Raw genomic sequence first — 17,942 nt, 5'->3', positions numbered from 1 at the left:
TCCGGCCCGCCGGGAGCCGCCCTGATCCCCGACTGTCGGTGCCACCTGCCACAATTGCCGCGCAACCCCAGTGGAGAAGGCGGTACGGGATCGTGACGACACCCGGATCCATCGAAGTAGGGTCCATCGAAGGCAGGATCGCCGAGGAACTCGGCGTACGGGAGCGGCAGGTCAAGGCCGCCGTGGAGTTGCTGGACGGCGGTTCCACGGTTCCCTTCATCGCCCGCTACCGCAAGGAAGCGACCGAGATGCTCGACGACGCGCAGCTGCGCACGCTCGAGGAACGGCTGCGCTATCTGCGGGAGCTGGAGGAGCGGCGGGCGGCGATCCTCGACTCGGTGCGCGAGCAGGGCAAGCTCACCGAGGAGCTTGAGGCGCGGATCCGGGCCGCGGAGACCAAGGCGCGCCTGGAGGACATCTACCTGCCGTTCAAGCCCAAGCGGCGCACCAAGGCGCAGATCGCCCGTGAGGCCGGTCTGGAGCCGCTGGCCGAGGGCCTGCTCACCGACCCGACGGTGGAGCCGCTCGCCGCGGCGGCCGCCTTCGTGGACGCCGACAAGGGGGTCGCCGACCTCCAGGCCGCCCTCGACGGCGCCCGGGCGATCCTCACCGAACGCTTCTCGGAGGACGCCGACCTGATCGGCGAGCTGCGCGAGCGCATGTGGGTCCGCGGGCGGCTGGCCGCCAAGGTGCGGGACGGCAAGGAGGAGGCGGGCGCCAAGTTCGCCGACTACTTCGACTTCGCCGAGCCCTTCACCGCACTCCCCTCGCACCGTGTTCTGGCGATGCTGCGCGGCGAGAAGGAGGAGGTCCTCGACCTCGTCCTGGAGCCGGAGGAGGCGACCGAGGGCCCTTCGTCCTACGAGGGGATGGTGGCCCACCGGTTCGGGATCACCGACCGCGGCCGCCCGGCCGACAAGTGGCTCCAGGACACGGTCCGCTGGGCCTGGCGCACCCGCATCCTGGTGCACCTCGGCATCGACCTGAGGATGCGGCTGCGCACGGCCGCCGAGGACGACGCCGTCCAGGTGTTCGCGGCCAACCTCCGCGACCTGCTGCTCGCCGCCCCGGCCGGCACGCGCACGACGCTGGGCCTGGACCCCGGGTTCCGCACCGGCGTGAAGGTCGCCGTGGTCGACGCCACCGGCAAGGTCGTCGCGACGGACGTCATCCACCCGCACGTCCCGGCCAACCGGTGGGACGAGGCGATCGCCAAGCTGGCGCGGCTGGCCCAGGAGCACGCGGTCGAGCTGATCGCGATCGGCAACGGCACCGCCTCCCGCGAGACGGACAAGCTGGCCGGTGACCTCATCACCAGGCATCCCGAGTTGAAGCTCACCAAGGTGATGGTGTCCGAGGCGGGCGCCTCCGTGTACTCCGCGTCCGCGTTCGCCTCGCAGGAGCTGCCCGACATGGACGTGTCGCTGCGCGGCGCCGTCTCGATCGCGCGCCGGCTCCAGGACCCGCTGGCCGAACTGGTCAAGATCGACCCGAAGTCGATCGGTGTCGGCCAGTACCAGCACGATCTGTCCGAGGTGAAGCTGTCGCGTTCACTGGACGCGGTGGTGGAGGACTGTGTGAACGGCGTGGGCGTCGACGTGAACACGGCGTCCGCCCCGCTGCTCTCCCGGGTCTCCGGCATCACCTCCGGGCTCGCGGAGAACATCGTGGCGCACCGCGACGCCAACGGCCCGTTCAAGTCCCGCACCCAGCTCAAGGCCGTGCCGCGGCTGGGCCCGAAGGCGTACGAGCAGTGCGCGGGCTTCCTCAGGATCCGCGGCGGCGACGATCCGCTGGACTCCTCCAGCGTCCACCCCGAGGCCTACCCGGTCGTCCGGCGCATGGTGAAGACCGCCGGCCAGGAGGTGGCCTCGCTGATCGGCAACACCGGGGTGCTGCGCTCGCTGACGCCGCAGCAGTTCGTGGACGAGACCTTCGGTCTGCCGACCGTGACGGACATCCTCAGGGAGCTGGAGAAGCCCGGGCGCGACCCGCGTCCCGCCTTCAAGACGGCCACCTTCAAGGAGGGCGTCGAGAAGATCTCCGACCTGTCGTCCGGGATGGTCCTGGAGGGGGTCGTGACGAACGTGGCGGCCTTCGGGGCGTTCATCGACGTCGGCGTCCACCAGGACGGGCTGGCGCATGTGTCCGCGCTGTCGAAGACGTTCGTGAAGGACCCGCGCGATGTGGTCAAGCCCGGTGACATCGTCAAGGTGAAGGTGCTGGACGTCGACATTCCGCGCAAGCGGATCTCGTTGACGCTGCGGCTCGACGACGAGGCGGCGCCGAAGGAGCAGGGTCAGCAGGGCGCGGGGGGCGAGCGTCGGCAGCGTGGCGGGCGTCCGCCTCAGCAGCGCCAGCAACGGCAGCAGCGCCAGGGCGGTCAGGGCAGTCAGGGCGGTGGGTCGCGGCAGGCTCCGCCGCCGGCCAACAGTGCGATGGCCGATGCCCTGCGCAAGGCCGGGCTGCTCGATCCCAAGAAGCGGTAGGGGCTTCGGATCGTGGGGAACCGCGGGCCGGTCATGGCTTGCCGCGCGGCTCCCCACGCCCCGCAGGGGGCACGTCCGCGACCGTTCGGATCTACAGTGACGGCATGGCCGCGTCACATGTCATCAGCTGGGAAGTGTCGGCGAGCAAAGGGTTCGAGACCGCCTGGGTCGATCTCGGCGAGAAGACCCTGAGGGGGCACGGACGGGCGGTCGGGACGACGCCGGAGCCGTACTGGATCTCGTACGCGCTCGACACCGCCGACGGTTTCGTGACGCGTCGGCTGCTCGTGGAGGCCGCCACCGAGCGCGGCACCCGGGTGCTCGACCTGCGCCATGACGGCGCGGGGCGCTGGACGGCGAACGGCGAGCGGATCGCCGGGGTCGACGGCGCTCTCGACTGCGACCTGGGGCTGTGTCCGCTCACCAACACCATGCCCATGCTGCGGCACGGGCTGCACCGGGCGTCCGGTGAGCGGGAGTTCCTCATGGCCTGGGTGCGGGTGCCCGAGCTGACCGTGGAGGTGTCGCGGCAGACCTACACCTGTCTCGGCGACGGGCTGGTGCGCTTCACGTCCGGCGACTTCCGGGCCGATCTCGTCGTCGACGGGGACGGCTTCGTCGTGGACTATCCGGGACTGGCGACCCGGCTGACGTCCGTCTAGCGTTCGGTCACCTTGCCGTTCGCGACCTTCAGGCGGCGGGTCACGTGGACCGCGTCGAGCATGCGGCGGTCGTGGGTGACCAGGAGCAGGGTGCCCTCGTAGGCGTCGAGGGCCGACTCCAGCTGTTCGATGGCCGGCAGGTCGAGGTGGTTGGTGGGCTCGTCGAGGACCAGGAGGTTGACGCCCCGGCCCTGGAGCAGGGAGAGCGCGGCCCTGGTGCGTTCGCCCGGGGAGAGGGTCGCCGCCGGGCGCAGGACGTGGGCCGCCTTGAGGCCGAACTTGGCCAGGAGGGTGCGGACCTCGGCCGGTTCCGTGTCGGGGACCGCCGCGCAGAAGGCGTCGAGCAGGGGTTCGGGCCCGTGGAAGAGCTTGCGGGCCTGGTCGACCTCGCCGATCAGCACACCCGAGCCGAGCGAGGCGCTGCCCGCGTCGAGCGGGACACGGCCCAGCAGGGCGCCGAGCAGGGTCGACTTGCCCGCGCCGTTCGCGCCGGTGACCGCGATCCGGTCCGCCCAGTCGATCTGGAGGCTCACCGGCCCGAGCACGAAGTCGCCGCGCCGCACCTCCGCGTCCCTGAGGGTCGCGACGACCGCGCCGGAGCGCGGGGCCGAGGCGATCTCCATGCGCAGGTCCCACTCCTTGCGCGGTTCCTCGACGACATCGAGGCGCTCGATCATGCGCTGGGTCTGGCGGGCCTTCGCGGCCTGCTTCTCGCTGGCCTCGCTGCGGAACTTGCGGCCGATCTTGTCGTTGTCGTTGCCCGCCTTGCGGCGCGCGTTCTTCACGCCCTTGTCCATCCAGGAACGCTGGACCTGGGCCCGCTCCTGGAGGGCGGACTTCTTGTCGGCGTACTCCTCGAAGTCGTCGCGGGCGTGCCGGCGCGCGACCTCGCGCTCCTCCAGATAGGCCTCGTAGCCGCCGCCGTAGAGGTTGATCCGCTGTTGGGCGAGGTCGAGTTCGAGGACCTTGGTGACGGTGCGGGTGAGGAACTCGCGGTCGTGGCTGACGACGACGGTGCCGGCGCGCAGGCCGGAGACGAACCGCTCCAGGCGCTCCAGGCCGTCCAGGTCGAGGTCGTTGGTCGGCTCGTCGAGGAGGAAGACGTCGTAGCGGGAGAGCAGGAGGGAGGCGAGGCCCGCGCGGGCCGCCTGGCCGCCGGACAGGGAGGTCATCGGCTGGTCCAGGTCCACCGCCAGGCCGAGCGAGTCGGCGACCTCCTCGGCCCGTTCGTCGAGGTCGGCGCCGCCGAGGTCGAGCCAGCGCTCCAGGCTGGTGGCGTAGGCGTCGTCGGCGCCGGGCGCGCCGTCGACCAGTGCCTGGGTGGCCTCGTCCATCACCCGCTGGGCCTCGGCCACGCCGGTGCGGCGGGCCAGGAAGTCCCGCACGCTCTCGCCGGGGCGGCGCTCGGGCTCCTGCGGGAGGTGGCCGACGGTCGCGGTCGGCGGGGACAGCCTGAGCTCGCCCTCCTCCGGTGTGCTCAGTCCGGCGAGCATGCGCAGCAGGGTGGACTTGCCCGCGCCGTTGGCTCCGACCAGCCCGATCACGTCACCGGGCGCGACGACGAGGTCGAGCCCGGCGAACAGGGAGCGGTCGCCGTGCCCGGCGGCGAGGTTCTTGGCGACGAGAGTGGCAGTCATCAGGGTGCCGATCCTAATGGCCGGGCGGGGATGGACGCGTCCGGGTTTCTCACCGGGCCATCGCCTCGACCAGCACGCTCCCCGAGGTCCGTGCCACCACGAACGCCTCCCCCTTCACCGCCTTCCCGTCCAGTGCGATGCGGTGGCGGCCCGGTTCCAGGACGCCGTCGAAGAGCTCGTGGGTGTGGGTGCGGTAGAGGCGGTCGAGGCGGTAGGCGGTGAGCTGGACCCGGCACGGGGAGGTGATCTCGACGCCCGCCTCGCCATCGGCGGCCACCAGACGGGTCAGGCGGCGCTGTTCGACGGGGCTGCGGTCGAGGGCGTGCTCGATCTGGGCGACGAGGAGCGGCACGATCGGGGCGAGGCCCTCGACGTAGGCCACCTCGACTCCCGCGCGGTCGAAGGAACGGCGTACGGCGGCCCGCTGCTCCTCGCCGGCCGAGCGGCCGAAGGCGACGGCGCCGTAGGCACGGAGTTCGTCGGGGGGAACGTCCTGGGCACCGTCGGTGATGTCGGCGCCGATGCCGATGGTGCGCAGGGCCGCGGCGAGTTTGCCCAGCAGGGCGACCCGGGAGCCGATCAGCAGGACCCGGCGACGGGTGCCGACGGCGTCACCGAGCAGGCCGGCCAGCGCCTGCCGGTACTCGGGGCCGCGGAAGCGGAAGGGCCCGATGCCGTGGTAGCCGTTGAGCTCCAGGTCGGCGTGCTGGTCGGTCTGCCAGGCGAAGTCCCGCCAGATGAAGTCCTCGCCGTCCCGTTCGATGACGGCGGTGACGGCTCCGCACATCAGGTCCTCGCATTCGGGACAGCCGTAGACGACGAAGCGGCCGTCCGGAAGCGGGGCGTCCGTCTCCAGCAGGAGGCTGCGGACCTGGGCGGTGAAGATCGCGGGTGGGACGTCGGAGGCGAGGGGGGAGACGGCGTCGAGGTCGGAGAGTTGGAAGAGCAGCGGGCGTCCGTCGACGATGAAGTCCACGAAGTCCCGGTGCACCTGGTAGTCACCGTTGGCGAGGACTCCACCGGCACGCATCGCCGGTGCCAGGCCGAAGGTCGCATACTCGGCAGACATGCTGTGAGTATTCCCGCAGTGCGGGCGGTCTGAGCACGGCATGGCTCATTCCGCTAACGTCCCCTCATGAACAGCGGGCTGGGCGACGAGATCGTGGTGGTCGGGGGCGGGGTCGTCGGGCTGACGACGGCCGTGGTCCTGGCCGAGCGGGGCCGACGGGTGCGGGTGTGGTCGCGGGACCCGGTCGAGGGGACCACCTCGGCCGTTGCCGGGGCGCTGTGGTGGCCGTACCACATCGAGCCGGTCGCGCTCGCGCGGGCGTGGGCGCTGCGCTCGCTCGACGTGTACGAGGAGTTGGCGGCGCGGCCCGAGGAGACCGGCGTACGCATGGTCGAAGGGGTACTGGGCGAGGCCGATCCGGACGCGGCCGACGCCTGGGTGACGGACCGGCTGCCGGGGCTGCGGGCGACGACGGCCGAGGAGTACGCCGGCACGGGGACCTGGGTCCGGCTGCCGCTGATCGACATGCCGGCTCATCTGCCGTGGCTGCGGGACCGGTTCGTGGCGGCGGGCGGGACGATCGAGGCGCGCACGGTGGCGGATCTCGCCGAGGTGGACGCGCCGGTGGTGGTCAACTGCACCGGGCTGGCCGCCCGCGAGCTCGTGCCGGATCCCTCCGTACGGCCGGTGCGCGGGCAGCTGGTCGTCGTGGAGAACCCCGGGATCCACACCTTCGTGGTCTCCACGGACGCGGACGGGGAGATGGCGTACTTCTTCCCGCAGCCCGGCCGGCTCCTGCTGGGCGGCACGGCGGTCGAGGACGAGTGGTCGACCGAGCCGGATCCGGTCACGGCGGCGGCGATCGTACGGCGGTGCGCGGCGCTGCGGCCGGAGATCGCCGGGGCGCGGGTGCTGGAGCACCGGGTGGGGCTCCGGCCCGCCCGGGACGCGGTCCGGCTGGAGCGCGAACCGCTGTCCGGCGGGCGGGTGCTGGTGCACAACTACGGTCACGGCGGTGCGGGCGTGACCGTGGCGTGGGGCTGTGCGGAGGAGGCGGCGGGACTCGCCGCCTCCCCCTGAACCGCCCCTGTCCTCAGGTGTGGTCGTGGCCCAGTGGGTCGCCCTCGGTCTCCGTGCCGGCGCCGGGGCCGACCCTGATCTCGAAGTCGCCGTCGTACCTCTTGTGTCCTTCGATCACGGCGAGTTCGACGGCCTCGGAGCCCATCTCGCCCCGCACGATGACCGGATCCTGGCGCAGGTCGCGCATGAGGGCGACGCACATGCCGATCATCACCAGGACGAAGGGCGCGGCGGCCAGGATCGTGAGGTTCTGAAGGCCCGTGAGCGCGTCGCCCTGGCCGCTGCCGACGAGCAGCATGATCGCGGCGACGGCTCCGGTCACCACACCCCAGAACACCACGACGAAGCGGCCGGGTTCGAGCGCGCCCTTCTGGGAGAGCGTGCCCATCACGATGGACGCGGCGTCGGCTCCCGAGACGAAGAAGATACCGACCAGGATCATCACCAGCAGGCTGGTGACGGTCGCGATGGGGAACTCCTGGAGGAGACCGAAGAGTTGGCCCTCGGGGGTGCTCTCGCCGCGGAGCGCGCCGCCCTCCCTCAGCCTCATCGCCGAACCGCCGAAGACCGCGAACCAGACGAGGCTGACGGTGCTGGGCACCAGGATGACGCCGCCGACGAACTGGCGGATGGTGCGGCCGCGGCTGATGCGGGCGATGAACATGCCGACGAAGGGCGTCCAGGAGATCCACCACGCCCAGTAGAAGACCGTCCAGCTGCCGAGCCAGTCCGCGACGCCGGCGCCGCCGCTGGCCTCGGTACGGCCGGCGAGCTGCGGCAGATCGCCGAGGTAGGCGAAGACCGAGGTGGGCAGCAGGTCCAGGACGATGATCGTGGGTCCGGCGACGAACACGAACAGGGCGAGCACCAGGGCGAGCACCATGTTGGTGTTGGACAGCCACTGGATGCCCCGCTCGATGCCGGAGACCGCCGAGGCCACGAAGGCCAGGGTCAGCACGGCGATGATGGCCACGAGCAGGCCGGTGCTCACGTCGTCCATCCAGTCCAGCTCCTGGAAGCCGGAGCCGATCTGGAGCGCGCCCAGGCCCAGGGAGGCGGCGGAGCCGAAGACGGTGGCGATGATCGCGAGGATGTCGATCACCCGGCCACCGGCGCCGTTGGCGTGCTTCTCCCCGATGAGCGGGGTGAACACCGCGCTGATGGTCTGGCGGCGGCGCTTGCGGTAGGTGCTGTAGGCGATGGCGAGGCCGACCACCGCGTAGATCGCCCAGGGATGCAGCGTCCAGTGGAAGAGGGTGGTGGCCATCGCCGTCTCCATGCGTTCACCGGAGTTGGCGGGGGTCGTGCCCGGGGGCGGGGTCGTGTAGTGCGAGAGCGGCTCACTCACGCCGTAGAACATCAGGCCGATGCCCATGCCGGCGCTGAACATCATCGCGACCCAGGACACGGTCTTGAACTCGGGCTCCTCGCCCTCGGCGCCCAGGTGGATGCGGCCGTAGCGGCTGGCGGCGATCCACAGGGCGAAGACCACGAAACACGAGGCGGCCAGCATGAAGGCCCAGCCGCCGTTGTGGATCAGTCCGTTGAGCATCTTCGTGGAGACGCTCTCCAGGGAGTCCGTGCCCGCCGCGCCCCAGATCACGAAGGCGACGGTGATGGCGGCGGTGACGCCGAACACCACTCGGTCCGTGGAGCGGCCGGGAGGGCTCGAAGCGCCTTCCCGGCCTCCTCTCTTCTTCAGGTCTTCCGTCATCAGCGGCACCTTCCCGTGGAGACCGTGCGTACGCCTGTTCCGTGTCGTGCCCTAGGACCTACCACAGGTGGTGCAGATCTCCTTCACTTCAGCAAGCGGTGTCGGGCTCCGCGGCCGTCAGGTGGTACGGCGCGCGTTCGTCGAGGAGCAGCGGGACGAGGGCGCGCAGCGGCTGGCGGAGCGGGACATGGGTGCCGTGCGTGCGCACTCCGTGCAGGGCGAGTTCGTCCTTGATCTCCGCGTACTGGCCGGCGGTGAGGCGGTAGCCGCAGGGCGGGTCCTGGATCACCTCGGCGGGTTCGGGCGGGTCGTTGTCGGCGCCGCCGACGTAGACGGGTCCGGTGTCGGTCCAGCCGGCGCGGCGGGCGGCGTCCGTCGCGCGCTCGACCTGGGTGCGACGCTCGTCGGTGTAGGCGAACAGGCCCTTGAGCGCCGCCAGTTGGGAGTCCACCCGGCGTCGGTTGTTGGCCGGTTCGTCGGTGCCGGTCAGCGGTTCGACACGGCTCTCGATGAGCAGGCCGATCGCGTGTTTGATGCCGGACATGTTCCGCAGGATGCGTTCCTGGCCGTCGCCGGCGACCTGCCGGATCGGCTCGCCGGTGACGGGGTCGGTCCAGATGCCGTAGGTGCCGGTCGTGTACCCGGCACCGCGGGCGGCGGGGCGCACGTATGCCTGGGAGAGGGTCTCGGCCTCGTCGTGGACGGCCGGGGCGGTGTTGAGGTTGCGGGGCCAGAGGTCGAAGAGGTCCTTGTCGTAGTACGGGGGCGTGGAGCCGTATTCGTGCAGGTCGTAGATGAGGTCGGGGCGCCGGTCGCGGATCACCGCGGCCAGGGCGCGGCCCTCCAGGGTCTGGAGGGCGAGGTGGTCGCGGTTGATGTCGACGCCGTCGCTGTTGCCGCGGGTGTCGGCGGCGCGGCCGTCGGGGTTGGCGGTGGGGACGACGAGCACGGTGGTGCGCTCCAGGAGACGGCGGGTGGGCCGGTCCTTCGCGTACGCCAGGTCGCGGATCGTGGTCAGGCACGCCTCGCGGCCGGAGGGTTCGTCACCGTGCTGACCGCACACCAGGAGCACCGTGTTCGGGGCGTGCCGGGCGCCGACGCGGACGAGCTGGAGGGGACGGCCCTGTTTCGTCGTGCCGAGGGAGCCGACGGAGACGCGGGTGCTCGCCCGGTCGACGGCCGCGAGGAAGTCCTGCTCCTCGGGCTGGGTCGTCCAGCGGGCACCGTTCGTCTGTTCGAAGCCGGTGCGGGGCGGGGCCTCCGTGGCGGCGGCCGGTACCGCGACCAGCGAGGCGGCCAGGGCTGCCGTGGTGAGGGTCAGGGCGCGGATCATCGGGCCTCCCCCGGTATGCGCTGGGTGGTGCGCGGGGTGGTCACGCCGTCGAGGCGGGTGGCCTCGGGGGCGACGGCCGGGGACCCGGCGGTGGCGCGGGCGAAGGCCGCGATGCCGCCGACGAACGGGACTCGGGCCGAGGTGCGGGTGAGGTCGACGGTCAGGGTCGGGGTGGTCGACGGCGGGTCGATGAGGTCCTTGTCGGTGCCCGCGACGATCAGCGCGAGGCGGTGGCCGGCCGGGACGACGTGGTCGGTGGCGCCGAGGTCCAGGGTGATGGTGTACGCCTTGCCCGGGGTGAGCGGGGCGCCCTTGCCGGGGTCGGCGTGGTTGCCCAGGTCGGCCCAGCCGCGGCTGACGACCGTGAAGTCGACGTCGGTGGTCTTCGCCGCGGTCTCCTTGAAGCAGGCGCTGTCGCCGGTGGTGCTCGCGCCCCAGCAGGTGCGGTCGGTGAGCGTGGTGATGCCCTCGCCGCTCGCGCCGTAGTCCCGGATGGTGTCGGGGCCGAGGTCCACGAGGACGGCGGACAGATGGGCCGTCGAGGTGGTGGGCGTGGCGGTCACCGTGACCTTGGAGGAGCCGGACAGGCGCAGGTCCTTGGTGAGCGGGCCGGTGGTGAAGCCCGCCTTGTCGGGCGTGGCCGTGTCGATGCGCGCCGCCCAGTCGGTCTCGCTCAGCTTCGGGTCGTCGGTGAAGGTCTCGGTGCCGGTGCCCGGACGCAGGCCGAGCCTGCCGACGCCTTCCCGGGTGCCCTCGGCGGGGCGCAGCGTGGTGGCGGCGGTGCCGGCCGGCGGCCACATCTTCGAGGTGGTCCACTGGTCGGGGTGGCGCTCGACGTCGGCCATCGGCTCGCGGTCGATGCCGTTGTCGTAGCCGAGGAGTTCGTGGTCGAACCAGCGGTGCAGGGTGTCGACCCAGGCCGTGCGGCGGAAGTCGAAGGGGTCGACGTGGCCGGTCTGGGAGAGCCAGATCTTGCGCTCGACGCCGTTCTTCGCGAGGGCGTCCCACCACGGGCCGACGTGCTGCATACGGACGTTGAGGTCCTGCATGCCGTGGATCAGGAAGACGCTCGCCCGCACCTTCGAGGCGGCCTTGACGTAGTCGCGCTCGCTCCAGAAGGGCGTCAGGTCGCCGGTGCGCGGGGCGCCGTCGACGATCCGCTGCTGGACGGCGCCGCACTTGGCGCGGGCGTCGGGGCTGTCGACGTAGTCCGACAGCCAGTCGGGGCCGGAGTCGTAGAGCGGGGCACCCTCGGAGAAGTAGTAGTCGTACCAGGTGGAGATGGCGCTGATCGGGACGATCGTCTTCAATCCCTTGACGCCCGTGGCGGCGACGCCGTTGGCGATGGTGCCGTCCCAGCTCTTGCCGATCATGCCGGTTCTGCCGTTGGTCCAGGTCGCCTTGGTCTGCTTGCCGCCGGTGCGGGTGGTGTAGCCCTTGGCGCGGCCGTTCAGCCAGTCGACGACGGCCTTCGCGGACTGGATGTCGGAGCGTCCGCCGACATCCACGCAGCCGTCGGAGCGGTTGGTGCCGGCGAGGTCGACGCCGACGAAGGCGTAGCCGCGGGGCACGAAGTAGTTGTCGTAGAAGAGCGGCATCTGGACGACGTCGCCGTCGGCGTCGTACGTCTTCAGCTGGCTCTCGTTGCCGCGCCCGCAGCAGGAGTAGTACGGGCTGGCATCCATGATCACGGGGATCTTGCGGCCCTGCTGGGCGGGTTCGCGGGGCCTGACGATGTCGGCGGCGACCCGGTCGGTCCTGCCGTCTCCGTCGCCGTCGAGGCCGGTGTCCACCCAGACGGCTTCGCGGACGGCATTGTCGTACGAGTACACCGGCCTGCTCTCGCGGGGTGTGCCGTGGGCCGCGGCCGGGGTGAGGAGGGCGGCCGTCAGGGCTGCGACGGCTACCACGGCGAGCTGTCTCCAGGTCGTGAAGCGCATGCGTGTGGGCATGCGCGGACGGTACATCGGTCAACTCCCGTGCAGAAGAGGGCGATCGGGCACGCGTGGGGCGGGTGGGATGCGGAACGACGGGCTCATGTCGGCCGAATGGCATTCGTGTGACAGGGGTGGCCATGGACAGGCGCGGGTTCACAGGGACTCAATAGGCTCTGAACAGACTTCGTGCCCCTACGACTTGGAGCTTTCGTGCATCGCAGAATCCTCGCGCCGGGCGCACTCGCCGCGGCCTCCCTGTTGCTGGCGATCCCGGCATCGGCCGCGAGCTCCGCCCCTGGCGCTCCGGGCATCGGCGATCCCTATTACCCGGCCTACGGCAACGGCGGATACGACGTCTCCCACTACGACCTCCGGCTGAGGTACCAGCCGGCCACGGACCGTCTGGAGGGCACGACGACCCTCCTGGCCCGCACCACCGAGGACCTGTCGCGGTTCAACCTGGACTTCCTGCTGGACGTCAGCGAGGTGCGGGTCAACGGCGCGAAGGCGTCCTTCACGACCTCCGGCGAGCACGAGCTGGAGATCACGCCGAAGACACCGCTGGCGAAGGGCACGGCCGTCACCGTCGTGGTGCGCTACAGCGGGGTGCCGTCGACGAAGGAGGCGTACGGGTTCAACGCCTGGCTGCGCACCCCGGACGGCGGTGTCGCGGCGGGCGAGCCCGAGGGGGCCTGGTGGTGGTTCCCCAGCAACGACCACCCGCTGGACAAGGCCACCTTCGACGTGTCGGTGCAGGTGCCGGACGGGCATCAGGCCATCTCCAACGGCACGCTCCAGTCGACGAGTTCACGGGCCGGCTGGACCCGCTACAACTGGCGCTCCAACAAGCCGCAGACCACCTATCTCGCGACCCTGGCCGTCGGGAGGTTCGACGTCACGACCGGGACGAGCGAGAGTGGAATTCCGGTCATCAACGCCTACAGCAAGGATCTGGGCGACAGTGACGGTGCGGCGCGGGCGAGCGTCGAGCGGACCGGGGAGGTCGCCGACTGGCTGACCGAGTACTTCGGGCCGTATCCCTACAACGCGCTCGGCGGGTACGTGCCGAACACCCCGCAGGTGGGGTACGCGCTGGAGACGCAGACCCGGCCGTTCTACAGCCCGCGGCAGTTCGCGAACGGGTCGAACGTGTCCGTCGTCGTCCATGAGCTGGCCCACCAGTGGTACGGCGACGAGGTGTCGGTCGAGCACTGGAAGGACATCTGGATCAACGAGGGCTTCGCGCGGTACGCCCAGTGGCTGTGGTCCGAGCACGAGGGCGAGGGGACGACGCAGGAGATCGCCGACTACGTCTACGCCTCGCGGCCTGCCGACGATCCGTTCTGGACCGTGAAGCCCGGTGATCCGGGGCCGGAGAACCAGTTCCACATTTCCGTGTACGACCGGGGGGCGCTGGCGGTCCAGGCGTTGCGGAACGAGGTCGGGGACGCGGCCTTCTTCGCGATTCTGAAGGGGTGGCCCACGGAGTACGCGCACGGCAACGCGTCGGTGGGTGACTTCCAGAGGTACGCGGAGGAGGTGTCGGGGCAGCCGCTGGCGGGGCTGTTCGACACATGGCTGTTCCAGCCGGTCAAGCCCGCGGCGCCGGCCGCGCGGAGTGCGTCCATCGCCGCGGTGCCGGGGGTTCCTGAGCAGCCGAAGTCGTGGAAGAAGATCGCTGCGACGAATGACGTGCACGAGCATTGAGGGCGCCTCTGGATGTGCCAGGTCATCTCGCTCGGCGGCTGCGGGTGCGTCGTGGCTGGTCGCGCCCACGCGGCGGAGCCGCACATCGACACAGCCCCGCGCCCCTTCAGGGCGCTTCAGTGCGGGCCAGAAGTTCTGTGCGGGTCATCGCTGCTGTCTCCGTTGAGGGGATCGTGCAGGCATGGGCTCCTGCCAAGGTGCCGTATGCGGCGCAGCGATACGGGGGTTCGCCGTTGAGGTGGCCGTAGAGATAGGCCGCCGCGAAAGCGTCTCCCGCTCCGTTGGTGTCGATCACCGGGGCGGGGGGCGTGGCGGGTGGGATGTGGGTGAGGGTGTCGTCGGTCAGGAGGTACGCGCCCTCGGCGCCGGCCGTCGCGACGACCGTCTGTGCGCGGCCGTGTTCGACGATGCGGCGCATGGTCCGTTCGGGGTCGGGCAGGGCGGTGGCGGAGAGGAAGACGAGGTCGGCCGTGTGGGCGAAGGGCTCGTGGTAGTCGTTCTCGCCGTCCCAGTTGTGGAGGTCGGTGGAAATGGTCACGCCTGTCTCGCGCAGGACGGGCAGGGTGTGGGCGCACGGCTGGGTGATCGAGACGTGGGCGTGGCGGCTGGTGGCGGCCAGGGCCCGGACGGTCGCCTCCGGCAGACGGTCGTCGGGGTGCGCGCGGCTGGTGTCGTACAGGGAGAGCCGGCGGCCGTCGGGGCCCACGAGGTTGACGGCGCGCTTGGTGCCGGCGGGCTGGGAGACCGCGGTCAGCTCGATACCGCGGTCCCGGTGCAGCGCGCGGACCAGGTCGCCCTCGGGGTCGTCGCCGAGCAGGTCGAGGTGGTGGGTGCGCAGGCCGAGGGCGCTCAGACCGACGGCGACGAAGTCACCGGTCTGTCCGGCCCGGGTGCGGATCCCCGAGTCGATCAGGTAGCTGTCGGCGTAGGGCAGCGGCAGCTCCGGCACGTACACGATGGTGTCCACACCCGCGCCACCCAGCACGAGCACGTCGGTGTCCCGGCTCAACTCCGGCCCCCTTCATGGTCGCGGGCGGCCATCGTAGGCGTCTGCTTCTCGCCGTGGGCCAACCGGACAGTGCAGACCTGCGGGTCGTGAGTGGCTGGTCGCGCAGTTCCCCGCGCCCCCAAGGGGCGCGTCGATCGCCTCGTAGCGCACGGGACGCCCTTGTTGCCCGTACGGATCCCACGTTGCCCGACCATGTTGGCCACCCACACACCGCCACCGTAGAGCCCACCACTGACAGTCGCCCCTGATCAGTCGGTGAACCCGGTGAGTTCCTGGTCCGTCGTGCGGGTGACGCGGTGGCGGACGGCGAACCAGCCGGTGATGAGCATCAGGGCGATGAGGGGGATGAGGAGGAGGGTCTTGCGGCCTACGTCCGGGTCGTTCGCCATGAGGGCTAGGACGGCCAGGAGGAAGGTGATCGTGGTGATCTCGGTGACGGGGCTGCCGGGGAGGCGGAAGGAAGGGCGGGTGAGCAGGCCCGCCTTGGCGCGGCGGACGAAGACGAGGTGGCAGATCATGATGATCACCCAGGTGGAGATGACGCCGAGGGAGGCCACGTTCAGGACGATCTCGAAGGCCTGGCTGGGCATGAGGTAGTTCAGGCCGACGCCGAGGACGCACACCGCGCAGGTGAGCAGGATGCCGCCGTAGGGGACCTGGCTGCGGTTCATGCGGGCCGTGAACCTCGGGGCGGAGCCGGCCATCGCCATGGAGCGGAGGATGCGGCCCGTGGAGTACAGGCCCGAGTTCAACGAGGACATCGCGGCCGTGAGCACCACCAGGTTCATCACGTCGCCCGCCGCCGGGACGCCGATCCTCGACAGGACGGTGACGAAGGGGCTCTCGCCGGCCGAGTAGACCGAGCCGGGGAGCAGGAGGGCGAGGAGGACGACCGAGCCGACGTAGAAGAGGCCGACGCGCCACATGATCGAGTTCACCGCGCGCGGGACGACCTTCTCGGGTTCGGCCGTCTCCCCCGCGGCGACACCGACCAGCTCCAGGGCGGCGTACGCGAAGATCACGCCCTGCATGACGATGACGACCGGCATCAGGCCGTGCGGGAAGGTCCCGCCGTTGTCGGTGATCACGCTCAGGCCCGGGGTCCGGCCGTCCACCTCGTGCCGGGTCGCGAGGAGGAAGATGCCGATCAGCATGAAGCCGACGAGGGTGGCGACCTTGATGATCGCGAACCAGAACTCCATCTCGCCGAAGATCTTGACCGAGATCAGGTTCACGGCCAGGACGACGGCCAGCGCGATCAGGGCCAGCGTCCACTGGGGGATGTCGGTGAACAGGCTCCAGTAGTGGGTGTAGAGCGCGATCGCGGTGATGTCGGCGATGCCGGTCGTGGACCAGTTCAGGAAGTACATCCAGCCGGCGACGTAGGCACCCTTCTCGCCCAGGAACTCACGGGCGTAGGACACGAAGGAGCCGGAGGACGGGCGGTACAGGACCAGCTCGCCGAGGGCGCGGACCACGAAGAAGGCGAAGACACCGCAGACGAGGTAGGCGAGCGCGAGCGCCGGTCCCGCGGTGTCCAGGCGTCCTCCGGCGCCCAGGAAGAGGCCGGTGCCGATGGCGCCGCCGATGGCGATCATGTTGACGTGGCGGGCCTTGAGGTCCTTGCTGTAGCCGGCGTCGCCCGCGTCCGCGGGCACCTGGGCCGTTGCGGTGCGTGCGGCGGTCTGTGCCGATCCGACGGCGTCCTTGCTCACGGTGGTTCCACTCTCTGGTGCGTCCCAGCGGGTCTCGCTCGGGTGTCTCGGGTGTCCGGACGTGACAGGGCCCGTGCCCTCGGTGGAAGGCACAGGCCAGGGGCTCGCCTTCCCCGGGGAAAACCGCGTATGCGGTGGCGGAGGTCACAGAGCCGGGCCATCGCAAGGGAGCGGCCCCGTGATCGGCAGCGGTGCGCGAGAGGTTTCACACCATTGGTGAGACAGCGATACTGCTGCACATGACGACCGAAGCCACCGACGCCTCCGAGGCCGGGGGTCCGACCCTCACGATCGACGAGCTGGCCGCGCGGGCCGGTGTCACGGTCCGCACGGTCCGCTTCTACGGCACCAAGGGCCTGCTGCCACCACCGGTGATCGGCCCGCGCCGCGTGGGGCACTACGGCGGGGAGCACCTGGCCCGGCTGGCCCTGATCGAGGAGCTTCAGCAGCAGGGCATGACGCTGGCGGCCATCGAGCGCTACCTCCAGCAGCTGCCGGCGGATCTCAGCCCCCACGACCTCGCCATCCATCGGGCCGTGGTCGCCTCCTGGGCGCCGGACGTGATGGAGACGGTGACGCGCGAGGAGCTCCAGCGGCGGGCGGGGCGGGCGCTGAGCGACGACGACGTGGAGCGGCTCGCCGCGATGGACGTCGTCCGGCGGGAGGAGGCGGTCTTCCGCGTGGATCTCGGGCTGCTCCGGCTCGGCGTCCGGCTGCTCGACGTACCGCTGTCGCAGGAGGCGATCCTCGCCTCGCGCAAGGTCCTCATCGAGCACTCGCGGGCCGCCGCCCACGAGTTGGCGCGGCTCTTCCGCGGCGAGGTGTCCGAACGGGACGCGCGGGACGTGAAGTCGCTCTCCGCCGACATGGAACCCCTCGTCGTGCAGGCCCTGTTGACGACCTTTCAGCGGTCCCTCAAGGAAGAACTGCGGGAGTGGTCGTCACAGGCAGGCGGATCCGCCTGACACGGTGAGCGTCTGTCCCGTGAGGAATCCGCTGCCCTCGTCGACCACGTACAGCAGGGTCGAGACCAGGTCGGACGGCTCCAGGGTCGGCTCCAGGGTCCGTGCCACGGCCTGGCGGGCGCGGAGGTGCTCGGCGGTCGCGGTGCGCACCGGGCCGGGTGCGATCGCGTTGACGGTGATGCCGTAGGGGCCGAGGGCCGTGGCCAGGGCGCGGGTGAAGCCGATCAGTCCCGTCTTCGAGGCGACATAGGGGACCATCGTGGGCGGAGCGGTGAACACGGCCGTCGAGACGATGTTGACGACCCGGCCCCAGCCGGCGGCCTTGAGGTACGGCAGCGCGGCCCGCGTCACGAGGAAGGGCGCGTCCAGGTTGACGCGCATGACCCGGCGCCAGTCCTCGACGGTCGTCTCCTCGAAGGGTTTCGCGGGGTGGACGCCCGCGTTGTTCACGACGACGTGCAGGGTGCCGAACCGGTCGATGACGCGTTCCAGCCCCTCCCCTATCTGCGTCTCGTCGCCGACGTCGCCGACGAGTTCGACGTAGTCCAGGATCCTTGCGGCGGTCTCCGGCTGCGGGACGAGGTCGAGGCCGGCGACCCGGTAGCCGCGCGCGGCGAGCGCGATCGCGAACTGCCGTCCGAGGCCCTGTGCCGCTCCGGTCACCAGGGCGGTACGCGTCTCCATG

The 17,942-nt window shown here is 71.0% G+C and carries 13 protein-coding genes and 1 pseudogene; 5 read left to right on the top strand and 9 right to left on the bottom strand.

Features of this window, described 5'->3' with window-relative positions; translation table 11 throughout:
• The first annotated feature begins 92 nt into the window (after positions 1 to 92).
• Together SLINC_RS38020 and SLINC_RS38015 are read left to right on the top strand one after the other, a co-directional pair.
• On the top strand, positions 93 to 2,489 hold the full coding sequence (locus SLINC_RS38020) for a Tex family protein (protein WP_067442970.1): 2,397 nt from the start codon (positions 93 to 95) through the stop codon (positions 2,487 to 2,489).
• A 104-nt stretch (positions 2,490 to 2,593) separates the two neighbouring features.
• On the top strand, positions 2,594 to 3,151 hold the full coding sequence (locus SLINC_RS38015; protein WP_067442969.1) for a putative glycolipid-binding domain-containing protein: 558 nt from the start codon (positions 2,594 to 2,596) through the stop codon (positions 3,149 to 3,151).
• Here the strand turns inward: SLINC_RS38015 and SLINC_RS38010 are convergent.
• Complete coding sequence (locus tag SLINC_RS38010) at positions 3,148 to 4,788, bottom strand: ABC-F family ATP-binding cassette domain-containing protein (RefSeq protein WP_067442968.1); 1,641 nt, start codon at positions 4,786 to 4,788, stop codon at positions 3,148 to 3,150. The two genes, SLINC_RS38015 and SLINC_RS38010, sit on opposite strands and share 4 nt — an antisense overlap.
• Positions 4,789 to 4,837: 49 nt before the next feature.
• Entirely contained in the window at positions 4,838 to 5,857 is a 1,020-nt protein-coding gene (locus SLINC_RS38005; protein WP_067442967.1) for an oxidoreductase, read from the bottom strand.
• A 66-nt stretch (positions 5,858 to 5,923) separates the two neighbouring features.
• Between SLINC_RS38005 and SLINC_RS38000 the strand changes: the two genes are divergently transcribed.
• Positions 5,924 to 6,877, top strand: coding sequence for an FAD-dependent oxidoreductase (locus SLINC_RS38000; RefSeq protein WP_067442966.1), 954 nt, complete (start codon positions 5,924 to 5,926; stop codon positions 6,875 to 6,877).
• Positions 6,878 to 6,890: 13 nt separating this feature from the next.
• On the opposite strand, the gene SLINC_RS37995 is transcribed toward SLINC_RS38000, so the two are convergent.
• The 3 genes from SLINC_RS37995 to SLINC_RS37985 form a co-directional block, all read right to left on the bottom strand.
• Positions 6,891 to 8,591, bottom strand: a complete 1,701-nt coding sequence (locus SLINC_RS37995; RefSeq protein WP_067442965.1) for a BCCT family transporter — start codon at positions 8,589 to 8,591, stop codon at positions 6,891 to 6,893.
• 88 nt (positions 8,592 to 8,679) lie between these two features.
• Positions 8,680 to 9,924, bottom strand: coding sequence for a M14 family metallopeptidase (locus SLINC_RS37990; RefSeq protein ID WP_067442964.1), 1,245 nt, complete (start codon positions 9,922 to 9,924; stop codon positions 8,680 to 8,682).
• Complete coding sequence (locus tag SLINC_RS37985; RefSeq protein ID WP_067446138.1) at positions 9,921 to 11,876, bottom strand: Xaa-Pro dipeptidyl-peptidase; 1,956 nt, start codon at positions 11,874 to 11,876, stop codon at positions 9,921 to 9,923. The genes SLINC_RS37990 and SLINC_RS37985 overlap by 4 nt, the downstream gene beginning before the upstream one ends.
• Before the next feature lie 195 nt (positions 11,877 to 12,071).
• On the opposite strand from SLINC_RS37985, the gene SLINC_RS37980 reads away from it, so the two are divergent.
• Positions 12,072 to 13,568: a M1 family metallopeptidase gene (locus SLINC_RS37980; RefSeq protein WP_067442963.1), complete on the top strand. Its 1,497-nt coding sequence runs from the start codon at positions 12,072 to 12,074 to the stop codon at positions 13,566 to 13,568.
• Between the two features lie 106 nt (positions 13,569 to 13,674).
• On the opposite strand, the gene SLINC_RS37975 is transcribed toward SLINC_RS37980, so the two are convergent.
• The 3 genes and pseudogenes from SLINC_RS37975 to SLINC_RS37970 form a co-directional block, all read right to left on the bottom strand.
• A complete protein-coding gene (locus SLINC_RS37975) occupies positions 13,675 to 14,577 on the bottom strand; it encodes an adenosine kinase (protein ID WP_067442962.1) in 903 nt (300 codons plus the stop codon).
• 116 nt (positions 14,578 to 14,693) lie between these two features.
• Positions 14,694 to 14,795, bottom strand: a pseudogene (locus tag SLINC_RS49650) (Appr-1-p processing protein); the annotation flags it as partial.
• A 30-nt stretch (positions 14,796 to 14,825) separates the two neighbouring features.
• Positions 14,826 to 16,292, bottom strand: a complete 1,467-nt coding sequence (locus SLINC_RS37970) for an amino acid permease (RefSeq protein WP_067442961.1) — start codon at positions 16,290 to 16,292, stop codon at positions 14,826 to 14,828.
• A 239-nt stretch (positions 16,293 to 16,531) separates the two neighbouring features.
• On the opposite strand from SLINC_RS37970, the gene SLINC_RS37965 reads away from it, so the two are divergent.
• Positions 16,532 to 17,257 carry a MerR family transcriptional regulator gene (locus SLINC_RS37965; protein ID WP_067442960.1) on the top strand — a complete coding sequence of 242 codons (726 nt, stop codon included), beginning with the start codon at positions 16,532 to 16,534 and terminating at the stop codon, positions 17,255 to 17,257.
• Here the strand turns inward: SLINC_RS37965 and SLINC_RS37960 are convergent.
• The gene (locus SLINC_RS37960; RefSeq protein WP_067442959.1) at positions 17,234 to 17,941 is read right to left on the bottom strand and encodes an SDR family NAD(P)-dependent oxidoreductase; all 708 of its coding nucleotides are present in this window, start codon (positions 17,939 to 17,941) and stop codon (positions 17,234 to 17,236) included. The two genes, SLINC_RS37965 and SLINC_RS37960, sit on opposite strands and share 24 nt — an antisense overlap.
• Between the last annotated feature and the right edge of the window lies 1 nt (position 17,942).

It is taken from the genome of Streptomyces lincolnensis (genome assembly GCF_001685355.1).
GTDB lineage: Bacteria > Actinomycetota > Actinomycetes > Streptomycetales > Streptomycetaceae > Streptomyces > Streptomyces lincolnensis.
This window is presented reverse-complemented; position numbering and strand designations above follow the sequence as displayed.